15 protein-coding genes and 4 pseudogenes are annotated in these 18546 nt (G+C 68.8%); 9 read left to right on the forward strand and 10 right to left on the reverse strand.

Annotation, left to right across the window (positions count from 1 at the left end; translation table 11 throughout):
* Nucleotides 1-420 precede the first annotated feature (420 nt).
* Entirely contained in the window at nucleotides 421-2463 is a 2043-nt protein-coding gene (locus BW737_RS11315; protein ID WP_086615143.1) for a glucose PTS transporter subunit IIA, read from the reverse strand.
* 732 nt (nucleotides 2464-3195) lie between these two features.
* Here BW737_RS11315 and BW737_RS18565 point away from each other — a divergent pair.
* The 5 genes and pseudogenes from BW737_RS18565 to BW737_RS11340 all read left to right on the forward strand — a co-directional run bounded on the left by BW737_RS18565 (nucleotide 3196) and on the right by BW737_RS11340 (nucleotide 7018).
* Nucleotides 3196-3576 carry a hypothetical protein gene (locus BW737_RS18565; protein WP_257210758.1) on the forward strand — a complete coding sequence of 127 codons (381 nt, stop codon included), beginning with the start codon at nucleotides 3196-3198 and terminating at the stop codon, nucleotides 3574-3576.
* A gap of 110 nt (nucleotides 3577-3686) precedes the next feature.
* On the forward strand, nucleotides 3687-5345 hold the full coding sequence (locus BW737_RS11325) for an ABC-F family ATP-binding cassette domain-containing protein (protein ID WP_086615144.1): 1659 nt from the start codon (nucleotides 3687-3689) through the stop codon (nucleotides 5343-5345).
* A 136-nt stretch (nucleotides 5346-5481) separates the two neighbouring features.
* Nucleotides 5482-5876 (forward strand): annotated as a pseudogene (locus tag BW737_RS11330) (HesB/IscA family protein).
* A gap of 444 nt (nucleotides 5877-6320) precedes the next feature.
* Complete coding sequence (locus BW737_RS20030) at nucleotides 6321-6569, forward strand: FKBP-type peptidyl-prolyl cis-trans isomerase (RefSeq protein WP_420835748.1); 249 nt, start codon at nucleotides 6321-6323, stop codon at nucleotides 6567-6569.
* An 11-nt stretch (nucleotides 6570-6580) separates the two neighbouring features.
* The gene (locus tag BW737_RS11340; protein ID WP_086615145.1) at nucleotides 6581-7018 is read left to right on the forward strand and encodes an FKBP-type peptidyl-prolyl cis-trans isomerase; all 438 of its coding nucleotides are present in this window, start codon (nucleotides 6581-6583) and stop codon (nucleotides 7016-7018) included.
* A gap of 107 nt (nucleotides 7019-7125) precedes the next feature.
* On the opposite strand, the gene BW737_RS11345 is transcribed toward BW737_RS11340, so the two are convergent.
* The gene (locus tag BW737_RS11345; RefSeq protein ID WP_086615146.1) at nucleotides 7126-7773 is read right to left on the reverse strand and encodes a superoxide dismutase; all 648 of its coding nucleotides are present in this window, start codon (nucleotides 7771-7773) and stop codon (nucleotides 7126-7128) included.
* 188 nt (nucleotides 7774-7961) lie between these two features.
* On the opposite strand from BW737_RS11345, the gene BW737_RS11350 reads away from it, so the two are divergent.
* Complete coding sequence (locus tag BW737_RS11350; protein WP_086615147.1) at nucleotides 7962-8405, forward strand: hypothetical protein; 444 nt, start codon at nucleotides 7962-7964, stop codon at nucleotides 8403-8405.
* 40 nt (nucleotides 8406-8445) lie between these two features.
* Here the strand turns inward: BW737_RS11350 and BW737_RS19530 are convergent, their stop codons facing one another.
* On the reverse strand, nucleotides 8446-9258 hold the full coding sequence (locus BW737_RS19530; protein ID WP_338063918.1) for a hypothetical protein: 813 nt from the start codon (nucleotides 9256-9258) through the stop codon (nucleotides 8446-8448).
* Nucleotides 9259-9373: 115 nt separating this feature from the next.
* Nucleotides 9374-10080, reverse strand: a pseudogene (locus tag BW737_RS19535) (exonuclease domain-containing protein); the annotation flags it as partial.
* Between the two features lie 231 nt (nucleotides 10081-10311).
* Between BW737_RS19535 and BW737_RS11360 the strand changes: the two are divergent.
* Nucleotides 10312-11262 carry a lysophospholipid acyltransferase family protein gene (locus BW737_RS11360; protein WP_086615148.1) on the forward strand — a complete coding sequence of 317 codons (951 nt, stop codon included), beginning with the start codon at nucleotides 10312-10314 and terminating at the stop codon, nucleotides 11260-11262.
* Nucleotides 11263-11416: 154 nt separating this feature from the next.
* On the opposite strand, the gene BW737_RS11365 is transcribed toward BW737_RS11360, so the two are convergent.
* Together BW737_RS11365 and BW737_RS11370 are read right to left on the reverse strand one after the other, a co-directional pair.
* The gene (locus BW737_RS11365) at nucleotides 11417-11767 is read right to left on the reverse strand and encodes a HepT-like ribonuclease domain-containing protein (protein WP_180272206.1); all 351 of its coding nucleotides are present in this window, start codon (nucleotides 11765-11767) and stop codon (nucleotides 11417-11419) included.
* Nucleotides 11764-12225 (reverse strand): helix-turn-helix domain-containing protein, encoded by a 462-nt coding sequence (locus BW737_RS11370; RefSeq protein WP_257210760.1) that lies wholly within the window; start codon nucleotides 12223-12225, stop codon nucleotides 11764-11766. The genes BW737_RS11365 and BW737_RS11370 overlap by 4 nt, the downstream gene beginning before the upstream one ends.
* A gap of 220 nt (nucleotides 12226-12445) precedes the next feature.
* On the opposite strand from BW737_RS11370, the gene BW737_RS11375 reads away from it, so the two are divergent.
* The gene (locus BW737_RS11375; RefSeq protein WP_086615150.1) at nucleotides 12446-13678 is read left to right on the forward strand and encodes a pyrophosphate--fructose-6-phosphate 1-phosphotransferase; all 1233 of its coding nucleotides are present in this window, start codon (nucleotides 12446-12448) and stop codon (nucleotides 13676-13678) included.
* Between the two features lie 153 nt (nucleotides 13679-13831).
* Nucleotides 13832-15174: pseudogene (locus tag BW737_RS11380) on the forward strand (class II 3-deoxy-7-phosphoheptulonate synthase).
* A 13-nt stretch (nucleotides 15175-15187) separates the two neighbouring features.
* On the opposite strand, the pseudogene pknB reads toward BW737_RS11380, so the two are convergent.
* The 4 genes and pseudogenes from pknB to BW737_RS11390 all read right to left on the reverse strand — a co-directional run bounded on the left by pknB (nucleotide 15188) and on the right by BW737_RS11390 (nucleotide 18436).
* Nucleotides 15188-17235 (reverse strand): annotated as a pseudogene (pknB, locus tag BW737_RS11385) (Stk1 family PASTA domain-containing Ser/Thr kinase).
* Between the two features lie 58 nt (nucleotides 17236-17293).
* On the reverse strand, nucleotides 17294-17473 hold the full coding sequence (locus BW737_RS18575; protein WP_257210761.1) for a hypothetical protein: 180 nt from the start codon (nucleotides 17471-17473) through the stop codon (nucleotides 17294-17296).
* Complete coding sequence (locus BW737_RS18580) at nucleotides 17470-17643, reverse strand: polyprenyl synthetase family protein (RefSeq protein ID WP_257210762.1); 174 nt, start codon at nucleotides 17641-17643, stop codon at nucleotides 17470-17472. Before BW737_RS18580 ends, BW737_RS18575 begins: the two co-directional genes overlap by 4 nt.
* Nucleotides 17606-18436, reverse strand: coding sequence for a polyprenyl synthetase family protein (locus BW737_RS11390; RefSeq protein WP_257210763.1), 831 nt, complete (start codon nucleotides 18434-18436; stop codon nucleotides 17606-17608). Before BW737_RS11390 ends, BW737_RS18580 begins: the two co-directional genes overlap by 38 nt.
* Nucleotides 18437-18546 lie beyond the last annotated feature (110 nt).

The raw sequence follows: 18546 nt of genomic DNA on the forward strand, positions 1-18546 counted from the left end.
CCTGGCGCCGGGCCGCCGCCCCTGCCTGCCACCGCCCGGCCAGGCGCACCTCCAGCCCAGCCACTCATGCGCCGCGCCACCCCGAGTTTGAACCCCTTACGTCGGTTTGGACCCCTTACGTCGGTTTGGACCCCTTGCGTCGGTTTGGACCGCCCGCGTCGGTTTGGACCGCCCCAGTTGCACACAACGGCGGTCCAAACAGGGGACAGCGGTCCAAATAGACTTTCGCGGTCCAAACAGGGGACAACGGTCCAAACCGCGAAGACCGGCAGCGGGAATCCCCACGACACGCCGCTCTAAAGCACCACGCTCGCACCGATAACCCGAAGCCGCAAAAGAGTGCCGGTGGGCGACGCCCCGCAGAGGGGCGTCGCCCACCGGCACTCGGTCCGACCGGCGTCGTCGGCCGGCCGACACGGCTCAGGCGGTGAGCCGCAGCAGCGGGTCGCCCGGGGCGACCTCGCCGGAGGCGATCGCCTCCACGGAGGCGAAGGCCGCCGTGTTGGTGATCAGCACTGGCGTGGTCAGCGGGTGCCCGGCCTGCTCGACGGCGGCCCGGTCCACGCGCACCAGCTCCTGTCCCGCCGCGACGCGGTCGCCCTGCTTGACCAGGACCTCGAAGCCCTTGCCCTCCATCTCAACCGTGTCCAGGCCGACGTGGATGAGGACCTCGACGCCCGAGTCCAGGTTGATGCCGTAGGCGTGCCCGGACTCGGGTGCCACCACCACGGTTCCGGCCGCAGGGGCGGTGACTACGATCTGCTGCTCGGAGGGTTCGATACCGACGCCCTGGCCGACGGCGCCGCCGGCGAACACCGGGTCGGCGACTTCGGCGAGCGGCACCACGGTGCCGCGCACGGGGGAGACAAGCTCGGTGACCGCGCCCTCAGCCAATGCCGGCTTGGGCTGCTCGGCCTGGGCCTTGACCGCCGCCTCCAGCGCCAGGTCGGCGGCGGTCTCCTCCGGGGAGGCCTCGACCACGCCGCCGGCTGCCGCGAGTGCTTCGGCCTTCTCCTCGGCGGTGCGGTAGTCGGAGATGAACAGAATGATGAAGGAGGTGAAGAAGGCCGCTGCGATGCCGATCGCGTAAAGGGCCATGGGGCTGAACACCGGGATGGTCAGCAGCGAGGTGAACGCGAAGGTCTTGGCGTTCACACCGCCGCCCAGACCAATGACCAGACCGCCCACGGCGCAGCCGACCAGCATGCGCGGGTAGATGCGCTTGAAGCGCAGGTGAATACCGTACAGGCTCGGCTCGGAGATACCGCCGAACAGGCCGGCCACCAGGGCGCCGAAGGCGGTCTGCCGCATCTCGTTGTCACGGTCCCGGATGGAGATGGCCAGCACCGCCGCGGTAGCGCCGAAGCAGGCGAAGTTCCAGGCACCCATGGGGCCCTGAATGAAGTCGTAGCCCAAGGAGTCGAGGTTGGCCAGCATCAGGGCGTTGAGCGGCCAGTGCAGGCCCAGCGGCACCAGGAACGGATACAACAGCGGGATGATGATGGCGAAGACGACCGGTGCGGCGGTATTCAGCGTAGACAGCGCTGTACCCAGGGCCGTACCGAGCCAGATGCCGATGGGGCCGAGGAGGAACGCCGTGATCGGCATCATGATCACGAAGGACAGGAAGGGCACGAACACCATCTGCAGGTTCGGGGAGATGATCCGCGTCAGTCCCTTGTACAGCGGCGCCAGGAGCGCCACCATGATCAACGGCGTGAACACCTGGCCACCGTAGTCGTTGAGCTGCATGGGCAGCCCGAACACTGTGGCGGTGCAGAAGTCCTTGTCGAGGAGAGCATTGTGGGTGCAGACCACATTGGTCGTCTTCTCAAGGTTGCTCATGTCGATGAAGTTCGGTGTGAGGAGCGCTGCCATGATGGCCGTGCCCACCCACGGGTCGATCCGCAGCTTCTTGGAGGCGTTGTAGGCCACCATGATCGGCAGGAAGTAGAACACCGAACGGTACATCGCGTCCACGAAGGCCAGCCAGGCCGGCTTGACCTCGGCGCGGGTGTCGATGAGCCCGAAGGCCTCGGCCATCGCCTCGCCAGCGATGATCAGGGAGGTGCCCAGCAGCACCGGCAGCAGCGGCCGGAAGGAGTCGGACAGGTACTCGAAGAATGAGTCCACAAAGGCGTTCTTGCCGCGGGCCTTGGCGCGGGCGGCGGCTTTCACGTCGGCATTGGACTGTGCCGCCTTGCCGCCCTTCATGGCGGGCAGGTTCATTATCTCGTCGTACACGCCCTGGACGGCACCGCCGATGATGATCTGGTAGCGGTCGCCGGCCTGCGGCACTGCGCCCATGACCCCGGGGATCTTCTCGACCGTGGCCTTGTCGACCACGGAGGCGTCCTGGAGCTCAAAGCGCAATCGTGTGGCGCAATGGCTGAGGTTGACGATGTTCTCGGGGCCGCCTACGGCCTCAAGAATCGCTTCTGGAGCGGATGTGGTAGTTGCCATGTTGACCTTACCGTCGGCCGCCGGCCTCGCCCCGAAGGGAGGGACCGACGGGCTGGGGTGAAGGGGCCCGGTTGCATAAGACCCCGTGCGCCAGAGTAGCGCCCCTGAAGGTGATCTGGGGCATATTTCCTTGCCCGACCGCGCGTCGCTGGGCGACACGCCGAATGCCGCTGGTGAGCGGCTTGTGAGCCCATGACCGTCTGCTGGTGACGGCCCGAGAACTCACCGAAGTCCACCGGTGAGCTTCGCGGCACCCTCGGCGATCCGTATTCACAGGGGCTCGGCGCCCGGCCCCCGGGGTGGCACAGGCTGGGAGGCGACGGCGACGCCGCCGCCGTCGTAGCACCCCAATCTGAGGAGACTGATCATGACCCCGCTTGCATCCACCCCGATCAATGCACCCACTGGGGCCGAGGCGCCGCCGACACCGCGACCCACACCGCCTTCGGCGCGCGACAGGGACCAGGAGCCCGGCTTGTACGGGCCACGCGGGTGGACGGTACGCGCCGGCGTGTGGCACGCCCTCGCCGACTGTCGTGACGAGCTGCGTTCCACCGTGATCCCGGCGCAATTCGCTTCGCCCCCGCCGGCATCATTACCGACGGCACGCCGGAGGATGATTACACGCCCTTCCACGACCTGGGTCCGAGCACTGCCAGGCGCCTGCTGGAGATTCTGCCCGCCGAACAACTCGCCGACCGGCAGAATCTCGGCCCCAGCCTGGGCTCCCTCTTGCGCGCCTGCATTCGCGCCGACGGGCGGGTACGCCTATCGGGCTACGGCATTGGTCCGCAGCGAAAGGATGAACGCGTCAGTGTGGAAGGACTGTGGATCGCCGACCCCGACCTGCTCGACGCCCTGTTTGAGGTGATCGACGGCCTCGATGACGACGACGAGGACAACGACGATGAAGACTACTGCTGGGCATGTGAGGATCGCGACCCCTACGACGCCGAGGAACTGGAGGCGTTGGTCGCCCTGGGCCTGCGGGAGGTGTGGTGCTGCGTGGCCGAGCGCTATCAGTTGGACGCTCACGCCGACCCCGATGAACTCAAGCCTCTACATCGCCACTGGACCCACGGGCCGCTCGGCACCTGGCTGTGGTGGGACTGATCTTCCCGGGGCGCCGGGCTCGTCCGCGTCCTGAAGATGTGACGGACAACCGGGGTGGCCGTCGCGCTCCGACGGGTGGGTGACCTCCCCGATGCCCGTACCATGCGGGCGTGATCAACGTCCAGAACCTCACCATGCGCATCGGCGCCCGGCAACTAGTAGCCGACGCCTCCTTTCGGGTGGACAAGGGCATGCGCATCGGACTGGTCGGACGCAACGGGGCAGGCAAGACCACCATGACCAAGCTCCTGGCCGCCGCCTCGGTGGCGCAGGGCACCAGCCAGGCGGTCGCAGATGCTGACGAGCGCCATGGTCTCGAGGCCGTCGAGCACGAGGGCCTGATCACCTGCAACGGCTCGGTCGGCTACCTGCCGCAGGACACTCGGGTCGGGGACCTGAACGAGATCACTCGCGACCGGGTCCTGTCCGCCCGCGGCATCGACGCCCTGCTCGCACGCATTCGCCGGGCCGAGGAGAAGATCGCTACCACCACCGGCAACGCGCAGGCCAAGGCCCTGGACCGCTACACCCGGATCGACCACGAGTTCACCATGGCGGGCGGCTACGCCGCCGCCAGTGAGGCCGCCCGCATCTGTGCCTCCCTGGGGCTGCCCGACCGGGTGCTTGACCAGCCGATCGGCACCCTGTCCGGGGGCCAGCGCCGGCGCGTGGAGCTGGCCCGGGTGCTGTTCCAACAGCCCGACACGCTGCTCCTGGACGAGCCCACCAACCACCTGGACCACGACTCGATCCTGTGGCTGCGCGACCACCTGCGCGCCTACTCGGGCGGCTTCATCGTTATCAGCCACGACGTCGAGCTGCTGCGCGACACCGTCAACCAGATCATGTATCTGGACGCCGGCCGCGGTGTCCTCGACGTCTACCACCTCGGCTGGGACGCCTACCTCAAGCAGCGCGCCAACGATGAGAATCGGCGTCGCCGCGAACGTGCCAACGCCGAGAAGAAGGCGGCGGCACTGCGCGCCCAGGGGGAGAAGATGCGCGCCAAGGCCACCAAGGCGGTGGCTGCGCAGCAGATGTTCAAGCGTGCCGACCGCCTCATGGCGGGCCTGGAGGCCGAGCGCGCCCAGGAGAAGGTCGCCCACCTGCGCTTCCCCGACCCTGCGCCCTGCGGCAAAGTGCCGCTGCGCGCGGACGGACTGTCCAAGGCCTACGGCTCGCTGGAGGTGTTCGCCGGCGTCGACCTGGCCATCGACCGCGGCAGCCGCGTGGTGGTCCTCGGACTCAACGGCGCCGGGAAGACCACGCTCCTGCGCCTGCTCGCAGGCATTGAGCCCCCAGACTCCGGGCAGGTCGTGGCCGGCACCGGCCTCAAGCTCGGCTACTACGCCCAGGAGCACGAGACCATCGACGATTCGCGCACCGTGGTGGAGAACCTGCGCAGCGCCGCCCCCGGCCTGGACGACACCGAGGTGCGCAGCGTGCTGGGCTCCTTCCTGTTCTCCGGTGCGGACGCCGACAAGCCCGCCAGCGTGCTGTCCGGCGGGGAAAAGACCCGACTGGCCCTGGCCCTGCTGGTGGTCTCCAGCGCCAACGTGCTGCTGCTGGATGAGCCGACCAACAACCTCGATCCCGCCAGCCGGGAGGAGATTCTGCGTGCTCTGAGCACGTTCGTCGGCGCCGTCGTCCTGGTTACGCACGACGAGGGGGCGGTCAAGGCGCTGGACCCCGATCGGGTACTGCTGCTGCCCGACGGCGACGAGGACCTGTGGAGCGAGGACTACCTCGAACTGGTCACGCTCGCCTGAGACACCCGGCACGGTGAGTGCCATCACGCCCGCCGGTGTTCCTGTTCACCATGCGGCCCGACGTAGGGTGAGGGGAACATCTCGGACCGTCGGCGTGTTCGCCCCGGTGTAAGGCACCCCTTAGGAGGAGACAGACATGGCTCAGACCACCGTGACCGAGGCTTCCAGCGACACGACCGCTCCCACCCACGAGGTCTTCCTCACCGAGGCCGCCGCGGCCAAGGTCGCCGGCCTGCTGATCCAGGAGGCCGCGATGATCTGCGCCTGCGCGTGGCCGTGCAGCCGGGCGGCTGCTCCGGGCTCGTGTACCAACTCTACTTCGACGAGCGTGTCCTGGACGGCGACGCCATCCGCTCTTTCGCCACCGGCGACGCGGAGTTGGCGTCCGTGGAGGTGGTCGTGGACCGTATGAGCGTGCCTTACCTGAACGGCGCCACCATCGACTTCTCCGACACGATCGAGAAGCAGGGGTTCACCATCGACAACCCCAATGCCGTGGGCACCTGCGCCTGCGGTGAGTCCTTCCACTGAGCACACCGGGCGCTGACTGTCCTGTCCCACGTGCAGCCGGCACACGGGTGTCGGTGCCGTCAAGCGCCGGGGTGGCGCAGCGGACGCACGTTTCCCGCCTCACCCCGTCGCTATTCGCACGCATCCGAGGAGTGTTCAATTGCGCCGTGCCGCAACCATCCTGCCCGCTCTGGCTCTGACCGCTTGTCTGACCCTGGTGGGCTGCTCTGATTCGTCCGGGGGAGCCAGCGCCTCTGCGTCGGCCGAGGCCACCGTCACTCCCTTGAGCAGCGTTGATTGCTCCACGTTGACGATTGACGATGACTCCGACTCCCTGCCCACTCTCGAAGGGGAGGCTGGATCCGAGCCCACCATCACCTGGGGCGACGGCGACGCACCCGCCAACCTGACCGTCAAGACCCTTGACGCGGGAGACGGCGCCGAGGTGACCGAGGCTCCATCGTCATCGCCAACTACGCCGGCTGGGAGTGGGGCGCCACCGAGGCCTTCGACTCCTCCTATGCGCGGGGAGAGGCGACGCCGTTCAGCCTGCAGGGGGTCATCTCCGGCTGGCGTTGCGGGCTGAGCGGGCACCGTGTCGGTGACCGCCTGGAAATCGCCATTCCGGCGGAACTCGGCTACGGTCAGCCGGCGAGTTCGCCGAACGCTCCGTCCGGCGCCTGGTGTTTGTTGTCGAAATCAGGCATGCGGTAGCGACCTCCGAAGTGACAGAGACTGCCGAGTCAGCTGCTACGGCATCGAAGGATGCGGTTGCCGATCCCCAGGCGGAACAGGCACTGGCGGATCGTGGCGTAACCGTCTCCGGCGACCTCGGCGCCGCAGCCACCGTCTCGGTGGCGGACGACGCTGAAGCGCCTACCGAGCAGGAGACCTTCGTTCTGGCGCGCGGCACGGGGGAACCGGTTGCCGACGGCGACTACGTGTTGCTACACATGGCCTTTGTCAATTGGGATGACCCGGGTTCCCTGCAGTCCTCCTGGGACGCCGGTGCCGCGCAAGACATGGTGATCTCGGGGAACTCGCCCGCCGGCGCCTTGATCGATATCCCGGTGGGTTCCCGCGTGGTGTTCCTTATCCCCGGTGACGAATCCCAGGAGACAGTGCCTGCGGCCTTTGTCATGGACATCGCCGCGATTCTGTAGGTGACTCCCAAACGCCTGTGGCCCTCCCACACCGAAAGTCGGCGGGGGAGGGCCACTGCTTTTGCGTACGGGGCTGGGGCGCCGCACGTATTCGATTCGGTCAGGCCTCAGCGCACGATCAGACCCTCGGCATGGGCGACGGCGTTCGCCAGGCGCTCGGTGACGTCCTCCCAGTTGACGATCTGCCAGATGGCCGCCAGGTAGTCGGCCTTGACGTTGAGGTAGTCCAGGTAGAAGGCGTGCTCCCACATGTCGATCTGGAACAGCGGGATGGTCCCCACGGGTACGTTCCCCTGCTGGTCGGACAGCTGGAAGGTGACCAGCTTGCCGGACAGGGAGTCGTAGGCCAGTACCGCCCAGCCCGAGCCCTGGATGCCCAGCGCGGCGGCGTTCAGCTGTTGCTTGAGGGCGGCGAAAGAACCGAAGGAGTCCTTGATGGCCTCGGCCAGCTCGCCCTCGGGCTCGCCGCCGCCGTTGGGGGAGAGGTTCTTCCAGAAGATCGAGTGGTTGATGTGCCCGCCGAGGTTGAAGGCCAGGTTCTTCTCCCACAGGTTGATGGCGGCGAAATCGCCGGTGGCGCGGGCCGCGGCCAGCTGCTCCAGGGCGGCGTTCGCGCCGGTTACGTAGGCGGCGTGGTGGCGATCGTGGTGGAGCTCCATAATGCGTCCGGAGATGTGCGGTTCCAGGGCGGCGTAGTCATAGGGGAGCTCGGGCAGCGTGTACTTCGGAGTGTTGATGTCGGTCGGTGCGCTCATAGCGTCCTGCCTCGCGGTGTGCGGTTGTCGATACTGACGTCGCGGTACGCAGCCTCACTCATGGGTGCGACTGAAGTCCTAGACGCAATTCATCGTAGACGGTGATCGATTGGCTTTGAAGAGGGCGACGCCGCTTCGCGTCGCGATTACACTGACCGCTAAAGCCCCGTCGTCCACTGGAGGACCGCATGACCGATCAGGCAGCACCCGCCACCCTTGACCTTCTCGTCTTCTCCGACGACGCCACCGTGCGTCAGCAGGTGATGAACGGCGTTGGCCGCCGTCCCGCCAAGGGGATGCCACTGGTGTCCTGGACCGAGGCCGCTACCGCCGAGGGTGTCCGCCTGGCCATGAAGGACCGGCAGCAGGCCGGGCAGGATCCCTTTGCCGCGCTGGTACTGGACGCCGAGACGAAGAAGCTCGGCGGCATGGGATTGGCGCACGAGCTGTTCACCGAGCTCGAGCAGCGGCCCCCGGTGGTGCTGCTGACCGCCCGCCCCCAGGACGACTGGCTGGCCGCCTGGGCCAAGGCGGAAGTCGTGGTGCCGCGCCCCCTGGACCCGCTCGGCCTGCAGGAGGGTGTGGCCAAGGCGCTGCGGGCGCGACGCGGCTCCGTGACTCCGGCCGGCTGACCGACGGCTGCCAAAGGGGACGCTGCCGAGCCCAGTCGCATCAGGTCTCGGCATTGAGAACGCGCCGGTGTCTGGCGGCGGCTCCCACCGGCCAACACAGCGCGGCGCCGGTGCCGTCCGCCTGGGCAGCGTCGTCGAGCCCCTCGACCTCCACCAGGCGTGCCCCGGCATCCAGCACCCAGTCGGCTAGCAGTGCCGTCTCCTCCACACTCGTATCCGTCCCGATGCGCGCGGGTCGCTCCACCACCTGCGCGGTGGCGCGCAGCGTGGCAATGGTGGGGCGGGGATCCGCTCCGGGAGGAGTGACCGCCGAGCCCGCCAGGCGCCCCCAGCGCACGGTCACTAGTTCCCAGCCGCCGCGCTCGCGCCGTCGGGCCGCCATCAGGTGCGGGCAGGTCAGCAGCGGACGGACCTTCTCCGCCCGGCACGCCCCTACCAACAGCGCCCGCAGCCGCTGCGTCCACAGTCCCGCCTCCTCGTAGCGCTCCTCGTCCGACAGCTCGCCGATACGCTCCAGCAGCGGAAGCGCCACCAGATCGATCTCTCCCGCCAGCGCCCGCTCGGCTGTATCGGCATCGGCGGGTGTATCGGAGCGGCGCACCGCGCGGGCAGTGCGCCCGTCCCAGACCTCCAGGCGCAGCACCGACTCCGCTGCCCGCTGGGCTTCCCGCGCCGCGGTGCGCGAACTGAAGGGGCCGACGGCGCGGTCCGCCTCTGCCAGCGGCAGTGTGGTCGTCAGCGCCAGATGCGGGCGCGGGGAGTTGGACAAGTGCAGCCAGGGGCGGCGCTGTGGGGCGCGGGAACGGCGGTTGACCGGCGGATCCAGCTCCGCGATGAGGCGCAACTCGCGCACGCGCGCTCGATCTCGGTGGCGTCTCAATCGCCCGCACCGCCACGGTCGTGTCCAGCATGTGCGCCACTTTGGTGCGCTTCTCCGTAGCCGTGAAGTACGAGCGCACCCGCCGGTGCAGGTTCACGGCGCTGCCCACGTACAGCACCTGCCCGGCGGGGGAGAGGAACTGGTACACGCCGGGGGCGGCGGGCAGGTCGTCGGCGAGCCGGCTCTTAACCCGCCGGGATGCGGGTACGGGGTCGGTGGCAGTGGCCAGATCCTCCAGGTGAGTCACGCCCTGAGGGGCGAGCCGCTCCAGGGCGGCGTGCAGCACATTCACGGTGGCGCGGGCATCGTCCAGCGCGCGGTGGGTGGGCGCCGTCGGAGAACCCACGAGGGCGGCGAGCGTGCCCAGCTTATGGTTGGGTACCTCGGTGCGGTCCCAGGCTCGGCGGGCCAACGCCAGTGTGTCCAGCACGACCGGCTCATGCCAGTTCAGGCCGAGGGCGTGGGCCGCACCACGCAGGTGTCCGAGGTCGAAGCGGGCGTTGTGGGCGACCGCTACCGTGGTCGGTTCGGTCAGGTGTGCCCAGGCCAGGAAGGCGGCCACCGCCTGCTCCACCGCGGGGGCGTCTACCACCATGCGTTGGTGATGCCGGTCAACACGGTGATTTGGGCGGGAATGACGGAACCCGGATTTACGAGCGTGGAGAATTCTGAATTGACCACGCCGTCGCGTACCTTGACCGCGCCGATCTCGGTGATCGCGTGCGCGCCCGGGCCGCCTCCGGTGGTCTCCAGGTCGACGACGACGAAGGTCACGTCGCGAAGCGCCGTTCCCATGTCCGTGAAGGCCGCCTGGACCGGCTGAGACTGCGGGAGCGGCGTTCGCGCCGGCTCGCGCTGCCCCCGGTCGACGGCGATGCCGACGGACGGGGGCGGCGAGAGCACCTGTTGGACCACACCGCGAGGCTAGACTTGATCAGCAGCCGATCCAGCCGCGGACACGCCCGACGCGTGTACCCGGACGGCCCGGCCAGTTCCCGACCGCGGATGCACACAGGAGGTCCCACAGTGGGTTACCGAGGTATCAAGGCCGCCGTCGGCCCGGCCATGGAGATGCTGTACCAGCCCTGGATCCGCGGCGAGGAGAACATTCCCGCCGAGGGGCCGGCCATCCTGGCCTCTAACCACCTGGCTGTGATCGACTCCTTCTTCCTGCCGCTGCTGATGGATCGCGAGGTTGCCTTCATCGGCAAGTCCGACTACTTCACCGGCAAGGGCATCAAGGGCTGGGCGGTGAAGAACTTCATGACGGCCGTCGGCACCATCCCGGTGGATCGTTCCGGGGGCAAGGCCTCCATGGCGGCCCTGCAGGCCGGCATCGACCGGCTGCGCTCGGGGGAGCTGTTCGGCATCTACCCCGAGGGCACGCGCAGCCCCGACGGGCGTCTATACCGCGGCAAGACCGGGGTGGCGCGTGTCGCCCTGGCCACTGGTGCGCCGGTGATCCCGGTGGCCATGATTGGTTCCAACCTGGCCCAGCCCATTGGTCAGGTGGTCCCCTCCACCCGGCACCGGGTGGGCATCGTCGTCGGCGAGCCGCTGGACTTCTCTCGCTATCAGGGCCTGGAGAACGACCGCTTCGTGCTGCGCTCCATCACCGACGAGATCATGTACGCGCTGATGTCCCTGTCCGGTCAGGAGTATGTGGATCTGTACGCCGCGGACGTGAAGAAGGCGATGGACGCGGAGAAGAAGACGGCTGAGGAAGTCGTTAACGAAATGCTGGAAGAACTGGCCGCCAAGCGTCCCGCCGCCGCGCCCGTGGAGGCGCCCGGCGGCCGCCCCGCCCCCGACGTCGAGATCCCCGAGCCCCCGGCGGAGCCGGATGACGCTGCCGAATCGGAGGATGACCAGGCCGAGGGCTCCGAGAGGGCGCAGACGAATCCGGCTGATTCGTCGGCAGACATTGCGACGCCCGGGCAAGACGCGGACGATGAGCCGCACGTGAACGAGTCCTGACGGACCCTGCTTAAGAAAATGTCCAAGATCGGCATAAACAAGCGGTCCGCGCCGGTCGGCGCTTTCGGGAGGGTTGAAACCATGCGGTTTCTCCAAGTCGCACCGAGCATGCCGACGCCGTTCGTGCCGAATCCGGACAGTACGCCGAGCCCGTTCACAGTCCGAGCGCGGTCAGCAGGCCGGGGATGCGAACTTCGAGTGCGCGGAACATCAGATCATCATTGACCTTGTCGTAGTGGTGCGCGACCAGGTTTCGCATGCGCATGATCCCTACCCAGTCGACGTTGGGGAACTGCGCCTTGTACTCCCGGGGTAGTTTCTCGACGACAGTGGCGATCTTGATCAGCACCCGTTCACCGGCATTGCGCAGCAGCGCTCCTTCCATCGAGTCTGCTGCATATGCGTCGAAGCCGTGGCTGACAATGAAGGCGGCCTCGGCTCCGAAGCGTCTCAGATCCGCCAGGCGTCGTTCCACTCGGTCCGTGGGCGATGATGTAGTACTCATATCCCTACCGACTCCAGGGAAGTCCCGGACGTCGCGACTGAGCCGCTGCTGGCCGAGATCACGTCGACGGGCACCGTCAGAAGATCCGACAGCTCTTCCTCAAGCTCCAACAGGTCGAGGATGTCCGCATCTGCTGGAAAGCGGACCAGCAAGTCGATGTCTGATTCAGGGCGATCCTCGCCGCTGGCAACGGAGCCGAAGACTCCGATGACTTGGCATCCATGCGCAGCGGCCAACGCGATGACCTCCTGGCGTGCAGCGTGCAGCAGGTCCGAAGGACGCACCTGCAACGCCTGTGTCAGCCGCTGCAGTGTGCTCCGGGAGGCACGACGCACGCCGGACTCAATGGCTGCGATGAGTGGCTGGCTGACACCCGCAAGATCCGCAAGCTCGCGCTGGCTCAGCCCCGCCGCGTGGCGACGGAAGCGGATCCACTCACGTTCGGTGCGCTGTGTCACCCACTCATGATAACGCATATGTGATCGCCAACTGGGGCCGCCAGGGCGGTAGTCCGACCGGCCTTGGCCGGTTCCGGCACGTCACTTCCACCGGTCTCGGTGCGTAACGGGTGCCGGTCTCGGCGGGTGTTGAGGTTGGGGTGGAACGATCTGGCCGCACGGCGGCGGCATCCCGGTAGGATGACCGCGTCAAGCCCCATCAACTGACGAAAGGTTTCCGATGTCGATCCGTCGCGTCGCCCTCCTCACCGCGGGCGGCTTCGCCCCCTGTCTCTCCGCCGCCGTCGGCGACCTCATCGAGCGCTACACCGAGGTCGCCCCCGACGTCGAGATCATCGCCTACCAGTACGGTTACCACGGCCTGCTCACCGGCAACTACGTCGTCATCGACGAGGCGGCTCGCAAGAACGCGGGCGTGCTGCGTCAGTACGGCGGCTCCCCGATCGGCAACTCGCGTGTCAAGCTCACCAACGCCAAGAACCTGGTCGAGCGCGGCCTGGTCGAAGAGGGCGTGGACCCGCTCGCCTTCGCCGCCGAGCGGCTGCGCGAGGACGGCGTCGACGTGCTGCACACCATTGGCGGAGACGACACCAACACCACCGCCGCCGACCTGGCCGCCTACCTGCGCGACCACGACTACGACCTGACCGTCGTCGGCCTGCCCAAGACCATCGACAACGACATCGTCCCGATCCGGCAGTCGCTGGGCGCCTGGACCGCCGCCGAGCAGGGCGCCGGCTTCGCCTTCAATGTCATCGGCGAGCACCGTTCCAACCCGCGCATGCTGATCGTCCACGAGTGCATGGGGCGCAACTGCGGCTACCTCACCGCCGAGACCGCCCGCCGCTACCACGAGCTGCTCAAGGACCGTCAGTGGGCCCCCTCGCTGGGCCTGACCAAGGAACGCTGGGACGTGCACGCCGTCTTCGTGCCCGAGGCCAAACTGGACATCGCCGCCGAGGCCGAACGTCTCAAGGCCATCATGGACGAGCAGGGCAACGTCAACATCTTCCTGTCCGAGGGCGCCGGTGTGCCCGAGATCATTGCGGAGATGGAGGCCAAGGGCGAGGAGGTCCAGCGCGACCCCTTCGGCCACGTCAAGCTCGACACCATCAACCCCGGTCAGTGGTTCGCCCGTCAGTTCGCCGACCTGATCGGCGCCGAGAAGGTCATGGTGCAGAAGTCCGGCTACTACTCGCGCGCCGCCGCCGCCAACGAGCAGGACCTGGCCCTGATCAAGCAGATGTGCGACCTGGCCGTCGAGTGCGCGCTGCGCGGCGAGCCCGGCGTCATCGGCCAGGACGAGGAGAACGGCGATCAGCTCGGCGCCATCGCCTTCGAGCGGATCGCCGGCGGCAAGCCCTTCGACATCACCCAGCAGTGGTTCGTTGACCTGATGGCCGAGCTCGGCCAGACCCTCGAGCCCGCCGCTCCCAGCGACGGCGAGGCCTGAGACGCGCGCGCAACGGGCGCGAGTAGCCCGGCACTCCCGGTAGGCGGGTCGCCGGACGTGATCCCTCACGTCCGGCCGACCCGGCCGCGTGCCCTGCGTCCCACCTTTTGGCGTGACGGTTCGGCGGGGGCTCCGCACGCCTATGCTGAGCTCATGATGAACGAGCTCCAGGTACCCGGCGGGGCGGCCGGCTGGCGCCAGCACCACGCCGCCCAACAGCCCCGCTACCCGGACCCGCAGGCGCTTGCCGACGCCGCGGCCGACCTGCGTACCCGCCCGCCACTGGTGTTCGCCGGTGAGGTCGACTCACTGCGCGAGAAGATGGTGCTGGCCTCCCAGGGGCGCGCCTTCGTGCTCATGGGCGGGGACTGTGCCGAGTCCTTCCACGACAACACCGCCGTAAACATCCGCTTGAAGCTGCAGACCCTCCTGCAAATGGCAGCCGTGCTCACCTACGGCGCCTCCACCCCGGTGGTCAAGATCGGCCGCATGGCCGGCCAGTACGCCAAGCCCCGCAGCTCGGACACCGAGACCCGCGACGGCGTCACCCTGCCCTCCTACCGCGGTGACTCGGTCAACGACCATGCCTTCACCGCGGAGGCCCGCATCCCCGACCCGCAGCGCATGGTCGACGCCTACCTGCGCGCCGGCACCACCCTGAACCTGATCCGCTCCTTCACCATGGGCGGGTACGCGGACCTGCGCGAGGTCCACTCCTGGAACCGCGGCTTCACCGCCAACCCCGCCTACAAGCGCTTCGAGTCCTTCGCCGAGGAGATCGACCGGGCCATGCGCTTCATGGAGCCGCCGGCGTCGACTTCGAGGCGCTGCGGCAGGTCGACTTCTACGCCGCCCACGAGGCCCTCCTGCTGGAGTACGAGGACGCCATGACGCGGGAGGACTCCCGCAGCGGGCGCCTGTACGACACCTCCGCCCACTTCCTGTGGGTGGGGGAGCGCACCCGCGGCGCCGACGACGCCCATGTCGCGCTGCTGGCGGGCGTCCACAACCCGGTGGGCGTCAAGATCGGCCCGACGACGACCCGCGATGAGCTGCTGTCCCTCATCGACCACCTCAACCCGGAGGGGGACCCCGGTCGGCTCAGTCTGATCACCCGCATGGGCGCGGGCCGCATCCGCGACGTGCTGCCGCCCCTGGTGGAGATTGTCCGCGCCGACGGCCGGCCGGTCACCTGGATCACTGACCCCATGCACGGCAACACCATCACCTCCGAAAACGGCTACAAGACCCGCCGCTTCGACACGATCATGGACGAGGTGCGCGGCTTCTTCGAGGTGCACCGCTCCCTGGGCACCGTGCCCGCCGGCATTCACGTGGAACTCACCGGCGACGATGTCACCGAGGTCCTCGGCGGCGGCGAGCACATCGACGAGGCCGGGCTGGCGCGCCGCTACGAGACGCTCGTAGACCCGCGGCTGAACCACCAGCAATCCCTGGAGATGGCATTCGAGGTGGCGGAGATGCTGCGCGGCTGACCCCACCCGGGTTTCAGACCACGTTCACCGTCACCTGCGATCCCTTCTCCACGCTCTGCCCGGCAGGCGGGTCGGTGGAGCGGACCGTGTCGAACAAGCCGCCCATGAGGCGGGAGACGTGCGGATCGAGCCCTGCGTCCTCGAGCGCGGTGACGGCTTCGTTCTCGCTCATACCCACGACGTCAGGCACGCTCACCATCTCCGGTCCCTTGGACACCACCACGTCCACCGCGTCGCCGTGGTAGTAGCCCTCCGCCCCCGAGGCCGGGGTGGAGGAAATGATGATCCCCGAGGCCACATCGTCGGAGTAGGCCTCCGACTGAGTGCCGAGCGTGAGCCCGGCCGCCTCCAGCGTGGTGGTGGCATTGTCCACGCTCATGCCGGTCACGTCCGGGACGGTGGCGGGCTGGCGCCCAAGGGACACGACGATCGCCACCGCGGAGGAATGATCACCGTGGTGCCCGACTGCGGCTCGCAGGAAATCACCATGCCGGAGGCGACATCGTCGGAGTAGGTCTTGGTCACCGCCCCAAGCGTCAGCCCCGCGTCCACGATCGCGTCGGTGGCGTCCTCCTGCGTGGAGCCGACGACGTCGGGCACGACCTTCTGCTCAATGCCGCCGGATATCACCGGCGTAACCGCCTGGCCCAGGTGCAGACGGGTGCCGGCGTCGGGGGAGCAGGAAATCACCGAGTCCGCGGGCACCGTGTCGGAGTAGGCATGGGTGGGTGTGCCCCACACCAGCCCGGCCGCCTCGACCGCGTCCTGCGCCTCCTGCGCGCTCATACCCTGGATCTGCGGCACCGGGACGGTGCGGCCGGGCCCGGCGGCGAAGTACCAGGCGCCCCCGCCCCCGGCGGCCGCCAACAGCAGTCCGGCGGCGATCATGGCACGCCGACGCGGGCGCCGCGCGGAGTGGCGGGCCACCTGCTGCGTATCCCGCTCGTCCCCGCCATGGGGCAGTCGGCTGCGGTCCAGGGCACGCGTGGTGCCGTCCCGGCCCCCGCCGGCACCGTCCGGGGCGATGGAGCCGATGGGCAGGGACACGGTGCGCAGCCCGGCGCCCGGTGTGGCCGCGTCGGCGGGGACCTCGTCATCGGCATCGGGTTCGGCGCCGTCGGTGACCAGCATCGCCGTGCGGGCCGCCTCAGCGTTGGCGGCCAGCACCTCCTGGGTGCGCACCGATCCGGTGGCGCCGCCGCGTTTGACCGCCAGCTCGGCCTCACTCAGGGTGGAGACGACCTGCCGTAGCCGGTCCAGGGCGGCATCGGCGTCGGCTAGCCGGGAGTGGGAATCGCGGCGCGTCATCGCGGCCACCAGTGTGTCCACGGTCTCGGGCAGGTCGGGTACCCGCAGCGAGGGGGCGGGGATGTCCTCGTGCACGTTGCGGAAGGCGATCTGGATGGGGGCGTCTGCCTCGAAGGGCTGGGCGCCGGTCAGCAGCTCATACAGGATCACGCCGACGGAGAAGACATCGGCGCAGGGCGCGGAGGAACCGGTCGTGATCAGCTCCGGCGCCAGGTAGGCGACCGTGCCCAACACGTTCCCGGTGGTGGTCTGGGCGACCTCGGTAACGGCTCGGGCCAGTCCGAAGTCGGCGACCTTGGCCACCGAGCCGTCGGCGGGCAGTAACACGTTCTCCGGTTTGACGTCGCGATGGACCAGGCCGGCACGGTGAGCGGCACCCAGGGGCCCCAGAATCTGGGCGGTAAGCCCGAGCGCCTCGCGCACGGTGAGCGGGCCGGAGGCGATCAGGTCACGCAGATTCGGGCCCTCCACCAGCTCCATCACCAGATAGGCGATGCCGTCCAGGCTGCCCTGGTCGTAGACGGCCACCACTCCCGGGTTGGACAGCCTCGCCGCCGCGCGGGCCTCGCGGCGGAACCGGGCCACGAAGTCCGGGGAGTCCGCCAGATGCGGGTGCATCAGCTTCAGGGCCACCATGCGGTCCAGGCGGCGGTCATGCGCCCGGTAGATGGTGGCCATGCCTCCACGGGCGACGCGGTCGACGATCTCGTAGCGAGCGTCGACCAGCCGGCCGATGAGAGGATCCTTGGTCACGTAGCTGAGTGTACGGGGCCCGCGCACCCCAGCGCGTCCACGGCCGGTCCGTCCACGATCAGCTGCGCCGGGCGGTCAGCAGCTCCGCCAGGCCTTGCAGCGTGTGCCGCGAGCGCTCCGTCAGGGCCTGCGGGGCGGCCTCCAGCGCGGCCAGGCCGGTTGCGGTGTGGGCGGCAATCTCATCCTCATGCGCGGCCAGGGCCCCGCAGTCGCGGATCAGTGCGGCGGCAGCGGTCACATCCGCAGCATGGCGGCCCCGTCCCCGGCCAGCACCCGGGTCAGCAGTTTCCGGCCCGCATCGTTGCAACGCTGCCAAGCCAGGGCCACCAGCACCGTGCGCTTGCCCTCGCGCAGGTCGTCGCCGGCAGGCTTACCCGTCAGGCCGGATCGCCGAATACGCCAGAACATCGTCGCGCAGCTGGAAGGCGATCCCGATCTCCTCACCGAAGACTTCCAGGGCGGCCAGCAGCTCACCGTCCGACGCAGCGCCGGCCAGCAACGCCCCAATCAGCAGCGGATACATCACCGAATAGCGGGCCGACTTGTGGCGTACCACCTCCAGCGCGTCCTCACGCATGGCAGCGCCCGCCGCCACCGGTTGGTCCGCCGGGTCCGGCAGGGGCATCACCTCTTGGTGCACGTCCAGGAATTGACCGATGGCGACCTCGGCCGTCATGGCGTCGAAGGCGTCCCGGGCGGCCCGCGCCGCGCCGCGTTCACAGCCGGCCGCCGCCTGGCCCAGTTGTGCGGTGGCGGCCGATATCAGCAGGTCGCCCAGGAGGATCGCGGCGCTGACGCCGTAGCCGTCGGCCGAGCCGGTCCAGCCGGCCTGGCGGTGGCGGGTCGCGTAATGGCGGTGTGCGGCCGGCTGGCCACGGCGGGTGTCGGCGGCGTCGATGACGTCGTCGTGTACAAGCGCGCTCGCCTGGTACAGCTCCAGGGCAGCGCCCAACCGGGCTGCGGTGGGGCCGGCCGCCACGGTGGCGGGGTCGGCGTCTCCGCCCGCCAGGGCCAGCCCCACCGTGCCCAGCACCGCTCGCATTCGCTTCCCGCCCGCCAGGGCTGTGGCGGCGGCGGCGAACAGCTCATCGGTGACGGCGGGTGAGTCTTGCCACTGAGCGCGCAGCCGCGTCAGCACCTCATCCAGGCGGGCATCGACGGCGCCGCGCACAAGCGGCAACAGGGCATCCACGTCGGTCATGGACCAGGCTAGATGATCGGACCCGGGAATAGACACGGCGTTCGCATCGTTGCTCTTCGCGCTGGCAGTGGTGGCCGGATCTCGTTCGTAGTCCTTGTGCGTGGCGCGCG

The sequence above is a fragment of the Actinomyces ruminis genome, assembly GCF_002154335.2.
GTDB lineage: Bacteria > Actinomycetota > Actinomycetes > Actinomycetales > Actinomycetaceae > Actinomyces > Actinomyces ruminis.

Bases quoted from the DNA above. Each gene is read 5' to 3' on its own strand.
- BW737_RS11315 (WP_086615143.1), bottom strand. From the start codon at position 2,463: ATGGCAACTACCACATCCGCTCCAGAAGCGATTCTTGAGGCCGTAGGC.
- BW737_RS11345 (WP_086615146.1), bottom strand. From the start codon at position 7,773: ATGAGCGCACCGACCGACATCAACACTCCGAAGTACACGCTGCCCGAG.
- BW737_RS11350 (WP_086615147.1), top strand. From the start codon at position 7,962: ATGACCGATCAGGCAGCACCCGCCACCCTTGACCTTCTCGTCTTCTCC.
- BW737_RS11365 (WP_180272206.1), bottom strand. From the start codon at position 11,767: ATGAGTACTACATCATCGCCCACGGACCGAGTGGAACGACGCCTGGCG.
- BW737_RS11375 (WP_086615150.1), top strand. From the start codon at position 12,446: ATGTCGATCCGTCGCGTCGCCCTCCTCACCGCGGGCGGCTTCGCCCCC.
- BW737_RS18580 (WP_257210762.1), bottom strand. From the start codon at position 17,643: ATGTTCTGGCGTATTCGGCGATCCGGCCTGACGGGTAAGCCTGCCGGC.
- BW737_RS11390 (WP_257210763.1), bottom strand. From the start codon at position 18,436: ATGACCGACGTGGATGCCCTGTTGCCGCTTGTGCGCGGCGCCGTCGAT.